This is a genomic window from Streptomyces sp. NPDC004327 (assembly GCF_042873935.1).
Lineage (GTDB): Bacteria > Actinomycetota > Actinomycetes > Streptomycetales > Streptomycetaceae > Streptomyces.
The window spans coordinates 95,507-107,655 of the sequence record NZ_JBIAME010000001.1; the positions used below are offsets into that span (position 1 = coordinate 95,507).

A 12,149-nucleotide genomic window follows, 5' to 3' on the forward strand; every position below is an offset into this window, starting at 1 on the left:
GGCCGTCCGGTGACGATTACATCAGACCCGGGCGTCTCATCGGCCCGTCCCCTCCCTCTCGTTGTGGTCGCCGTCCGGGCGCCGGGCGTAACAGAAGAGGTGCTCCTCCGGTTCGACCGCGGGCCCGTCGGGCTGGAAGACGGAGACCGCCTGGTGGAGCACCTCCAGTCCGCACTCCTCGCGCAGCAGGCGCACGTACTCCTCGGCCGGGAAGCTGGAGACGCGGACCGGCCGGCCCATCCAGACGATGTCCACGTCCTCGATGTCGGCGGGGACGGTGGCGCTGACGAGGCAGCCGCCGGGCGCGAGCCAGTCCGTCATCCGGCGCAGGGCGGCGACGGCGTCGCGCCGGGTCATCATCAGGAGCGGGAAGAAGGCGCAGACGGCGTCGAAGGAGCCCGCCGGGGCCTCGAAGTCCCGGACGTCGCACTGCTCGAAGCGCGCGCCGGGCACCTGCTCGCGGGCCAGCCGCACCATCGTCGCCGACACGTCGATGCCGGTGACGTCGTGCCCGGCCCGGGCGAGGAGTGCGGCGGCCGGGCGGCCGGTGCCGCTGCCGACGTCGAGGACGCGCGACCCGGCGGGGAGGCGGGCGGTGAGCCAGTCGACCGCCGCCAGCTGCTCGGGCAGCCGCACGAAGGCCTTCTCGTAGTCCGCCCCGAGACCGTCGAACAGCTCCGCCGCGGACAGCGTCCGCTCCCCGGGACGCTCGGCACCCTCTTCGCTCATGACGCTCCCTTCCCGTGGGCCGGCGGTCCGGTCGCGGCCCCGATCAAGGTCGCCTACCCATGGAGAGGCCGGCGCATGTCGGCCGGGCGCTTCGTACCCCCGAAGGGGAAGCACCCCCGTGGCGCCCCGAAGCGGCAGCCGGCGGCTCGCTCCGCGACGGTTCGGCACCACCGTGTCGCTCGGGCGCTCTTCGACGCGAACCGAGCCCCTCGGCCGCAGACCGCCACTTGCCGGGTGCTCACCGCTCCTTTCTGGCCGGAAACCTGCGTGCCCACCGGCGCGCGAAGCACTCGACCGGCGGGCGTGCACCGGGCGTGCCCCGGCGGCGGCGCGACGTTCGCGCTGATGGCATGTCATGTGACCATTTTCCGGTGGAAGTTGGCGGGGCGCGCGGCGAAGGAGCGCGCGCCGGGCGCTCGTAGCACCGGGTGGCTCGAATGTCATAGGTCGCGCGAATAAACGCCGCACCGCACAAGATCACTGCATCGAGGTAATGCTCCCGGTCCGATGCCTTGATGAGGGAGCGCGGGCCGTTACTGTTCCCCGGGATCTGGACGGATTCCCAGTGATTGAGACGGAATCCAACAGATTGTGTCGATTTTTCCGCTTTTCCTCTTTCAAGGAGCGCTCGCCCCATGACCGTTGAGACCGGCCCGGACACTCAGCTGGAGCCGCCGCGGCCGCAGTCCAGCCTGAGCACCGCGGCTGCCCGGAACCTCGCCACCACCACCAAGTCCGCCCCGCAGATGCAGGAGATCACCTCCCGGTGGCTGCTGCGCATGCTCCCCTGGGTGGAGACCAAGGGCGGCGCCTACCGGGTGAACCGCCGACTCAGCTACACCGTCGGCGACGGGGTGATCGAGTTCGTCCAGGACGGCGCCACCGTCCGGGTGATCCCCCGCGAACTCGGCGAACTGGCCCTGCTGCGCGGCTTCGACGACGACGAGGTGCTCGCCGCCCTCGCCGGCCGCTGCGTCCAGCGCGACTTCCGCGCCGGCGAGGTCCTCGTCGAGCGCGGCAACCCCGCCGAGCAGATCCACCTCATCGCGCACGGCCGGGTCAACCAGACCTCCGTCGGCAAGTACGGCGACGAGGTCTCCGTCGCCACCCTCGCCGACGGCGACCGGTTCGGCGAGAACGCCCTCTTGGACGCCGACGCCACGTGGGACTACACCGCCACCGCCGAGACGCCCGGCACCCTGCTCACCCTCTCCCGCGCCGACTTCGAGGCGATCAAGGCCCAGGCGCCCAGCCTGGCGGCGCACATCGAGGAGTTCAGCTCGCTGCCCCAGCAGCGGCAGAACAAGCACGGCGAGGCCGAGATCGCCATGTCCGCCGGCCACGTCGGCGAGGCCGTGCTGCCCGGCGCCTTCGTCGACTACGAGCTCAAGCCGCGCGAGTACGAGCTCTCCGTCGCCCAGACCGTCCTCAAGGTCCACACCCGGGTCGCCGACCTCTACAACGGCCCGATGAACCAGACCGAGGAACAGCTCCGGCTCACGATCGAGGCGCTGCGCGAGCGCCAGGAGCACGAGCTCATCAACAACCCCGAGTTCGGTCTGCTGCACAACGCCGACTTCAAGCAGCGCATCCAGCCGCACTCCGGCGCGCCCACCCCGGACGACCTCGACGAGCTCCTGTGCCGCCGCCGCGGCACGAAGTTCCTCTTCGCCCACCCGAAGACGATCGCCGCGATCGGGCGCGAGTTCAACGCCCGGGGCCTCTACCCGGACCACGTCGACCTCGGCGGCCAGTCCGTCCCGGCCTGGCGCGGCGTGCCGATCCTGCCCTGCAGCAAGATCCCGATCAGCAAGGAGCAGACCAGCTCGATCATCGCCATGCGTACCGGCGAGGACAACCAGGGCGTCATCGGTCTGCGCCAGACCGGACTGCCCGAGGAGTACGAGCCGGGCCTGTCCGTGCGCTTCATGGGCATCAGCGAGCAGGCGATCATCTCGTACCTGGTCACCACGTACTACTCGGCCGCGGTGCTCGTCCCCGACGCGCTCGGTGTCCTGGAGAACGTGCAGATCGCCCGCCGCAACTAGCGCAGAGGCTTCGCAGGCCCGATCCGGCCCGGACGTCCGGGCCGGGCCCCCATCCATCCCGCAAGGAGCCACGGATGCCCGACCCCGGGCTTTCCCCTGGGCAGTCGAGCCTGCCCGCCCTGCCCGGCCCGCCGGCCGCCCTGTTCCCCCGCACGGGGACGGCGGCCGGGCCGGAGGCCGCGCTCGCGGCCGCAGCCACCCGACCGGAACTGGCGCGGATCCTGCGCGGACCCAGCGGTCTGGGCACGGCCACCCTGTCGTTCGCCCGCCCCGCGGAGCCCGTGCCGCTGCCGCCGGCCCCGGAGGCCGCTCCGGTGCCCGCGCCGCCCGCCGAGGCCGCGGAGCCGCCCGCTCCGGCACCCGGCACCCCGATCCCGGGCCTCTACTACCACCCGGTCGCGGAACCCGACCCGGTCCGCGTCGAGGAGCTCAGCCTGCGCATCAAGGCGTGGGCGGTCGACGAGGCCGAGGTCTACCCGCCGGAGTGGGAGGACCAGTTCGACGGCTTCTCCGTCGGCCGCTACATGGTCGCCTGCCACCCGGACGCGCCGACCGTCGACCACCTGATGGCCGCCACCCGGCTGATGGTCGCCGAGAACGCGGTCGACGACTGCTACTGCGAGGACCACGGCGGATCGCCGATCGGACTCGGGAGCCGGCTGCTGCTCGCGCACACCGCGCTCGACGCGCTGCACACCACCGGGGAGTACGCGCCGGCCTGGGCGGAGTCCCTGTACGCCGACGCCCCGCGGCGCGCCTACCGCTCCGCCATGGAGTACTTCGCGCAGCTGGCCACGCCGTCCCAGGCCGACCGGTTCCGGCACGACATGGCCCGGCTGCACATGGGGTACCTCGCCGAGGCCGCCTGGGCCGAGACCGGGACCGTACCGGAGGTGTGGGAGTACCTGGCGATGCGCCAGTTCAACAACTTCCGCCCCTGCCCCACCATCACCGACACCGTCGGCGGCTACGAACTGCCGGCGGACCTGCACGCACAGCCCGCCATGCAGCGGGTGATCGCCCTGGCCGGCAACGCGACGACCATCGTGAACGACCTCTACTCCTACACCAAGGAGCAGAAGAGCCCCGGCCTGCACCTCAACCTGCCCGTGGTGATCGCCGAACGCGAGGGCGTCTGCGAGAAGGACGCCTATCTGAAGGCGGTCGAGGTCCACAACGACCTCATGCACGCCTTCGAGGCCGAGGCCGCCGAACTGGCCGCGGCCTGCCCCGTACCGACCGTGGCGCGCTTCCTCAAGGGCGTCGCCGCCTGGGTCGACGGCAACCACTACTGGCACATGACCAACACGTACCGATACAGCCTGCCCGACTTCTGGTAAAGAAACGGACTTTTATCTGTGACCAGCACCGAGTTCACCACCGCCGACGGCACCTCGACATTCGTCCCCGCGCCGGCGACGCCCTACCAGGGTGACATCGCGCGTTACTGGAACGCCGAGGCCAGGCCCGTGAACCTCCGCCTCGGCGACGTCGACGGTCTCTACCACCACCACTACGGCATCGGTGACGTCGACCACGCGGCCCTCGGCAGCCCCGAGGACAGCGAGTACGAGAAGAAGCTGATCGCCGAGCTGCACCGTCTGGAGTCGGCGCAGACCGACGTCCTCCTGGAGAACCTCGGCTCCGTCGGCCGCGACGACACGCTGGTCGACGCCGGCTGCGGCCGCGGCGGCTCCATGGTCATGGCCCACCAGCGCTTCGGCTGCAAGGTCGAGGGCGTCACGCTCTCCACCACGCAGGCCGACTTCGCCAACCGGCGCGCCCAGGAGCTCGGCATCGAGGACCACGTCCACGCCCGGGTCTGCAACATGCTCGCCACCCCCTTCGAGACCGGCCAGGCCGCCGCCTCCTGGAACAACGAGTCCAGCATGTACGTCGACCTGCACGACCTGATGGCCGAGCACTCCCGCATCCTCGCGGTCGGCGGCCGTTACGTCACCATCACCGGCTGCTGGAACCCGAAGTACGGCCAGCCCTCCAAGTGGGTCTCGCAGATCAACGCCCACTTCGAGTGCAACATCCACTCCCGCCGCGAGTACCTGCGCGCCATGGCCGACAACCGCCTGGTGCCCCAGGCCGTCATCGACCTGACCCCCGAGACCCTCCCGTACTGGGAGCTGCGCGCCACGTCGTCGCTGGTCACCGGCATCGAGGAGGCGTTCATCGAGTCGTACAAGGACGGCTCGTTCCAGTACGTGCTGATCGCGGCCGACCGCGTCTGACGCCGACCGGGCGAAACGCCGGGCGGCGGGTGCCCTCACCGAGGTGAGGGCACCCGCCGCCCGGGTCGTGCGGTGGAGCTTGCCGGATCAGCCGGTCGAGGACCGGATCTGGGTCTCGGCTCCGGCCTTCTTCATCGCGGCGACGGTGTCCAGCATGCCCTGGTGGAACTGCTCCCGGGTCATGTTGGTGCCGTACTTCTTGAACATCTCGACGCCGTTGCGGACGCTGGTGACGTCACCGATGTCGGTCTTTCCGGTGAGGAAGCCGGTACCGGGGATGCCTCCGTTGGCACCGTCCTGCAGGTCCTTCTCGCTGAAGCCCGCCGCGTTGCCCACGAAGCCGTAGTGCACGTTCGACCAGATGTCGTAGTACGCCTCGTCCTCGCCGCCCGGCACCGTGAAGTAGTAGTCGGACGAGGTGCGGAGGTTCATCATCGCCTTGAGCTTCGGCTTGTGGTCCCACGGGGCCCCGGCCCTCACCATGCCCGTCCACTCGAGCAGGGCGCTGCCGCCGGCCATCGGGACGTACCAGTCGGCGAGGTCGTTGAGGCGGGAGATCGACTTGAAGTCCGACGACCGCAGGTTCCGCATGATCTCGTCGTACATGTAGTCCTCGGCGATCTTCCAGCGCGCCGCGCCCAGCAGACGCGAGGCGGCCTTCTCCTTGGCCACGCGGATGGCCTTGTGGGCCGCGTTCCAGGCCTTCTTCTCCGCCGACATGTGGTTGGGGCCGGAGCCCTCACGGCGGGGAGTGCGGTTCCAGACTCCCGCCGCGTCCGCGGCCTCCTCCATCTCCTGCGCGTGTCCGGCGCAGTAGTCCCACACGCAGTTGTTGGAGTTGTCGCCGATGACACCGTCGGTGTCGCCGCCGACTCCCGCGCAGATCCCGTCCTTGCCGCCGCCCGGCGAGCCGTGCAGGCACTGCCGCCCGTCCGGGTCCGAGTTGGTGACGGGGTTGTTGTCCGCGTACGCGTACGCGTTCCAGCTCTGCGGGTCGGCGCCGTCGAACAGCGGGTCCGTGCTGATGAACCGGCCCGCGGTCGGCAGGTACTGGCGGGCGCCCAGGTTGGTCAGGGACGTCGCCGTGTCCTTCGTGCCGCCCACGAAGCCCTTGTCGCCGGCCCACGTCGACGGCTGGGTGCCGCGCGCGTTGCCGAAGGGGTCGGTGGGGCGGCGGGTGACGGCCAGCGTCGACAGGTCGACGGCGAGGGCGCTCGTGCCGTGGTGGTCGGCGACCTGCGCGACGAAGGCTCCGGCCGCGGTGCCCGCGCCCGTGCGGACGATGGTCATGCCGCCGGGGATCGGGTAGTAACGCACGCCGGTCTGCGGCTTGTTGACGGAGGAGGTGTCCACGGTCAGCTCGTCGGTGCCGAGGCTGATCGTGGTCTTGCCCGGGTTGCGGCGGACCAGCTGGTTGCCGTCCGCGTCGTAGACGTAGGTCGTGGTGGTGTCGGGGACGATCCACTTCTGTCCGGCGGGCACCGTGGTGGCGCAGTCGCCGAGGACGAGGTCGGTGCCGTCGGTCGTGACGTCGCCGGGGACGGCGAGGCAGCGGCCGGAGGCGGGGTTGAAGAAGGTGGTGTCGGCGCGCGCGGTCCAGGTCTGGGCGGTGGTGCCGTCGCAGGGCTGGATCTGGACCGGCGAACCGGCGGCGGTGCCCATGGCCTGGAGGCACTTGTTGGCGGTGGCGAGCCGGTCGCCGGCGGTGGCGAACCTCTGCCCGGCGCCGGTGTTGCAGGTGTAGATCTGCACCGGGTTGCCGTTGGCGGAGCTGCCGCCCTGCATGTCCAGGCACTTGCCGCCGATGCCCTTGATCTGGGTGGCGGTGGTCAGCGAGGTGAGCCTGTTCTCGCTGTTCCAGTTCAGGCTGCTGGTGCCGGCCTTGCCGGCGCGGAAGGACGTGGTGTTGCCGGCCGCGTCGTACTGGAAGTTGTCGTTGTTGGTGGTCGTCGCCGTCTTGGCGGTCGCCGTGAGCAGCGCGTGCGGACCGCCCGTGCCGCCGCCCGTGGTGGGCGCGGTGCTCGGGGCGTTGACGGTGCCGGGGGCGTTGAACGTCTGGGTGGTGGTCACGTCCTTGGTGGTGTCACCGGCCGGGTCGTGGCTGACCTGCCGCGTGCGGTTGCCGGTGAGGTCGTAGCCGTAGTCCTGCCAGTACGGCGCGGGGCCGCCGATGTTCGCGGCGGTCGGCGTCGTGGTGGCGCAGCCGCCCTGGTCCTGGGTCTGTCCCGCCTCCGGGGCGGTGAGGCCGCCGTTGTCGGTCCAGGCGGTGGCGAGCCGGCCGAGCGTGTCGTAGCCGAAGCACTGGCGGTCGGTCTGGGCCGGGGTGTTGTCGGCGATGCCGGTGATCGAGGTGATCTGGCCGACGTCGTTGTAGGTGTAGCCGGTCTGCTGGACGGCGCCCGTGGTGGACGTCTGCTTGTCGGTGAACTGCTGCTTGACCCGCCCGGTGGCCTGGTCGTAGTCGGTGGTGGAGACGACCTGGGTGGCCCACGGGTTGACGGTCGAGCGGACCGGACGTCCGAAGGCGTCGTACTCCGTCTGCGTGTCGTACGTGGTGGCGCCCGCGTACTTGAACATCTGGCCGTAGTCGTTGTACGAGTACACGACGTCGTCCACCGGCAGGCCGCCGAGCGCCGGGAGCACCGTCTCCTTGGGGCTGCCGGTGATCTTGTCGTACACCGTGCTGGTGGTGTACGTGAACGTGCCCGAGGCCAGTCCGGCGTCCGTGCCGGGGATGCTCACCGTGGATCCCGTGACGCGGTAGCCGTCGTCGTAGCCCTTGACCGTGGTGGTGTACGCCTGGCCGCCGGTGCCGCCGACGTACCGCGTCGACGAGGCGGGCTTGCCCTTGCCGGCCGTCGCGGTGTCGAAGGTCCACGCCGCGAGCTGCTTGTTGCCGGTCGTGGCGGTGCCGTCGAACATGCCGGCCTTCCGGCCGATCAGGTCGTAGGTGAAGGTGACCGTCTGACCCTTGGCGTCGGTGGTGCTGCCGAGCCGGCCGGCGGTGTCCCACTTCTGTGTGGTGGTGCCGGTGTCGGGGTCGGTCGAGGTGATCTGACGGCCGCGCTGGTCGTAGCCGTACGACCAGGTGTTGCCGGCCGCGTCCTTGCGGGTGAGCGGGCTGCCGTCCGCCGTGTAGGTGGTGCGCGTGATGGTCGCGTCGGCGGCCACGCCCGTCGCGGTGGGCGTGGTGTACTGCCACAGCTCGCTGGTGCGGCCGCGGCCGTCGGTGAGGGTCGTGGTCGGCGCCGCGCCCTTCGGCGGCACGACGTCCGTCCGGTCGACGCCCTTGTAGTCGGTCGTCGTACGGGACTGCTCCACGTTCAGCGACCAGGCGGCGGTGACCACCGCGCGGCCCTGGCCGTCGTAGGTAGTGCGGGTCTGCGACGGGATCGTGCCCTCGGCGGAGGGCAGCAGCGTGCCGGTCGGCCCCGAGACGTCGTTGTACCAGGGCGCGTTGACCGTGCGCGGGCGGCCCTGCGAGTCGAGCAGCGTGTCGGAGACCAGCCGGCCGGTGTAGGCCGGGTTGGCCGGCGACATCTGCGTCTGCCGGGTGTGGGCGAAGCCGTCGAGGATGTCGACCGTCTTGACGTAGACGGGAGTCTGGCTGTCCTTCGTCAGCTTGTTGGTGGTGGTCGTCGAGGGGACGCCGGCCGTGTTGGAGACGCCGTACTGGAACGTCATGTTGGCGTTCGGGTTGGCCGCGGGGGTGCGGCCGGGCAGCCAGACGCCGGTGAGGCGGCCGAGCGCGTCGTAGGTCTCGGTGGTCGTCTTGAGGTTCTGGTCCTGGACGGTCAGGGCCAGATTGCGCCGTACGTCCAGCGTGGTGACGGTGTCCCAGGTGCTCGTCGAGCCGGGCACCGGGGCGGACACCGTCAGCGTGGACGGCAGCTCGCCGGTCGCGGCGGGCGTGTAGGTCGTCGCCGTGACGGCCCCGTTCAGGTGCTGGTCGTCCTTGCTGTTCGGGTCCTTGACCGAGGTGGCGCGGCCGTAGGCGTCGTACGTCGTGACCGCCGTCGGCACGAAGACGGGCGTGCCGCCCGTGTCGTAGCGGTCCAGGACCTCCGAGGTCGTCGCGTCGCCGGTGGCGGCGGCCTGTCCGTTGGGCAGATTGTCGTAGGAGGTACGGGTCCGGGCGACGGTGTTGGCCGCGGTCGCGCCGGCCGTGCAGGCGTTCGTGCCGGAGACGACGAGCTTCTCCGACACCAGGCCGGTGACCTGCGGGTCGGGCCCGGTGGCGTAGTCGGTGCGCGAGCACAGGTCCGGCAGGCCCTCGGCCTGCTCCAGGCTGGTGACGACCCGGTTGTTGTGCGCCGGGTCGGTCGTGGTCGTGGTGACCGTGGACCGCCAGGTGCCGTCGGCCTTCTTGCCCTCGGCGGTGTTGGTGATGCTGGTGGCGGTGTAGCGGGCGACGAGGTCCGGGAGGCCGGAGCCGCGCGCGTGGGTCGCGGTCGTCACCTCGCCCGAGGCGCCGTTGACGGTGCGGCTGACGACGCTGCCGCCGGCCTGGTCGAACGTCTCGGTCTGCAGCGCCTGGCCGCTGAGCCAGTCCTGGTCGGTGACGGAGCGGCCGAGCGCGTCCGTGAGCTGGACGCTCCGGGTCGAGCCGTCCTTGCGGACGTCACCGTTCATGCCCTGCCGGTAGGTGGTGCGCACCTGCGACTTCGGGCCGTCGTTGCCGCTGCCGGTGGTGGCGGTCACGGTGGCGAAGCCGCGGAACTCGCCCCAGGTGCGGGACTTGGCCTCGGTGAACTCGCTGTCGTCGCGGTGCCAGCCGGCCGGGCCGTAGGCGTAGCTCGTGATCTTCTGCGGGGCGTCGGTCGTGGTGTCGTTCTCGGTGAGCGAGGCGACGGTGTAGTGGTTGAACCAGTCGAGCACGGGATCCGCGCCGACGACCGAGCCGGAGGGCAGCCAGCGGACCGGGTAGCAGGCCATGGTGTTGTCGTCCTCGGCGGACGGCATCACATGGTTGCGGCGCGAGCAGGCCGGCAGGTTGTAGTCGACGTTGAGGACGCCGCCGGTCTCGTTCTTGATCTGCTGGATGCGCGGCCGGTCCATCAGCGGCGGCGCGGGCACGAGGTCGGTGCCGTCGACCCGGTTCGCGAGCATCACGGGGACGAAGGTCACCGCGGGCAGCGTGATCTCCGGGCTGCCGGCCTTTCCGGTGCGCTGGACCGAGTCGAGCCACAGGGCCTTCTGGCTGGTGGCGTCCTTCGGGTCGGGGAAGGAGTGCTTGAGGACGTAGGAGTCCACGTCCTGCCAGGCGTTGTTCACCCGGACCTGGGTCAGCACGGAGGCCAGCCGGCGGGTGGTGAAGAAGGTCGGCGAGAGGTTGGCGCAGGTGCCGGAGCTCTTGCACTCCTGGTCGACGGGGACGTCGGGCCAGTTGTTCTTGTTCGCCTCGGTGCGCTGCGAGGGGTCGCAGACGGCCGTGTCGAGGCAGCGCTCGGCGGTGCCGAGCGTCACCCGGACGGCGGGCTGCAGGCCGCCCTTGGCCGCGACCTGGTCGGGCAGGCGCTGGCCGTAGGCGACCGAGGCCAGGGTGTTGGCGCGGGTGTACGCGGTGAGCGTGCCGGCGCCGGGGTTCTGGCCGCCGCCGCGGCTGTAGTAGTTGGTCTCGGGGGACCAGGTGTACGTCGTCAGGTTGCCGTGCGCGTCGACGACGTAGTCCAGCTGGAGGCGCTGCCACATCGTGCACCAGGAGCCGTTGCCCTTGGCCGAGTCGTAGCACGGGTCGCCGGACTTGGGGGAGTAGACCGGCACGCTGGACACGGAGTTCGTCGCCGGGTCGCTCTTGTCGCCGCCGGGCAGGTGGTTGACGCCGAAGTAGTAGACGGTGCCGGCGGAGTCGGTGACCTTCGCGTAGGCGCCGTCCTGGACGCCGTTGGCGGCTCCGGAGCCGAACTCGATCTTCGTGCCGTCGTCGTTCTTCAGCCGCCACACACCGGTCGCCGCGTCCGTGCCGGCCGCGCCGGTGGCGACGCGGACGAGCGGCCCGGAGTGACCGTCGAGCGACAGGCTCGCGTTGAAGCCGCCCCAGCACTGGTCACCGGAGTTGGTGATGCCCGCCTTGTCGCAGGGCTTGTAGGTGCGCTCGATGAAGCCGGGGTTGAGGTCCCAGCCGTCGCCGATCCAGGACGCCTGCGCGTTGGTGGCGGAGGTGCGGCCGTCCACGGACGAGGAGTCGTAGCCCAGCGCGAGCGACGGCGCCTGGCCGCCGATGGCCGGCGGCAGCTGGAACGGGTAGCTGTAGGTCAGCGCGCCCGAGGAGCCGCCCGCGGCCCAGGCCGAGGAAGGGTTGAGGCCGGACGCCTTGTAGTCGCCGCCGCCGCCCGAGGAGCCGGTCTCGGCGGCGAGCAGCATCGGCGCGCCGGCCGGCGCGGCGGCGGACGTGAGCAGCGGCGACGACTGGGCCGCGCCTCCGGTGACCCGGGCGGGCGCGGGCGCCACGGCCGGCACGGCGAGGTCGGCCGTCAGCCGGCCGGTGGCCTTGTCGTAGTGGGCGGCCAGCGGGGTACGGACCCGGCAGGACGCGCGCTCGGGGGTGGTCGCGGCACACGCGGGCAGCGCCACCAGGCGGCCGCGCGCGGCGAACTGCCCGCCGGTGGCGCGCTGGAGCTCCGCCAGGTCGAGGCCGACCCGCACCTTCACCGTGCCGGACGCGCCCTGGTCGACCGCGGCGACCGAGAAGAGCAGGCCGTGCACGCCGGCGGCGCGGGCCGCCTTGCCGTCGTTGCGCACGACGGTCACCGCGGGCAGGGCCTTGGTGCCCTTCGCGGCCGGGCCGACCCACACGGGGAGCCGGCCGGCCCGCGCCGGGGCCGTGGTGGGCAGCGCGGTGCCGCTCAGCGCGGTGACGGCCGGTACGGCGGGAGCCGCCGTGGCGCGCCCGGGCACCGCGTGCGGCGGGGCCACCGGCCGGCGCTTCTTCGCCGTGGTCCCGGATATCGAGGCGGTGTGCGGCAGCGGCGTCTTCGGCGGCTGCCAGATTCTGTCGAAGTCCGGCTTCGCCGGAGCGGCCTGGGCCGCCGGCACTGCCAGAAGGGACGCCGTCAGGGCGACGATCAGCGGAACGGTCGCCCGTGTCCGTGAAAGTCGCCCGGTTCGGCGCATGCCAAAGCGAGGCATC

Annotated in this window: 5 protein-coding genes; 3 read left to right on the forward strand and 2 right to left on the reverse strand. The window is 71.5% G+C overall.

What is annotated here, in order from left to right; genetic code table 11:
- Positions 1-36: 36 nt before the first annotated feature.
- Positions 37-729 carry a class I SAM-dependent methyltransferase gene (locus tag ACFYU9_RS00395; RefSeq protein WP_389340915.1) on the reverse strand — a complete coding sequence of 231 codons (693 nt, stop codon included), beginning with the start codon at positions 727-729 and terminating at the stop codon, positions 37-39.
- 635 nt (positions 730-1,364) lie between these two features.
- Here ACFYU9_RS00395 and ACFYU9_RS00400 point away from each other — a divergent pair.
- From ACFYU9_RS00400 to ACFYU9_RS00410, 3 genes are all read left to right on the forward strand, one after another.
- On the forward strand, positions 1,365-2,777 hold the full coding sequence (locus ACFYU9_RS00400; RefSeq protein ID WP_389209404.1) for a family 2B encapsulin nanocompartment shell protein: 1,413 nt from the start codon (positions 1,365-1,367) through the stop codon (positions 2,775-2,777).
- A 74-nt stretch (positions 2,778-2,851) separates the two neighbouring features.
- Positions 2,852-4,117: a family 2 encapsulin nanocompartment cargo protein terpene cyclase gene (locus tag ACFYU9_RS00405; RefSeq protein WP_389209406.1), complete on the forward strand. Its 1,266-nt coding sequence runs from the start codon at positions 2,852-2,854 to the stop codon at positions 4,115-4,117.
- Positions 4,118-4,135: 18 nt separating this feature from the next.
- Positions 4,136-5,020, forward strand: a complete 885-nt coding sequence (locus tag ACFYU9_RS00410) for a geranyl diphosphate 2-C-methyltransferase (protein WP_389209408.1) — start codon at positions 4,136-4,138, stop codon at positions 5,018-5,020.
- A gap of 87 nt (positions 5,021-5,107) precedes the next feature.
- Here the strand turns inward: ACFYU9_RS00410 and ACFYU9_RS00415 are convergent, their stop codons facing one another.
- Positions 5,108-12,055, reverse strand: coding sequence for a ricin-type beta-trefoil lectin domain protein (locus ACFYU9_RS00415; protein WP_389340918.1), 6,948 nt, complete (start codon positions 12,053-12,055; stop codon positions 5,108-5,110).
- Between the last annotated feature and the right edge of the window lie 94 nt (positions 12,056-12,149).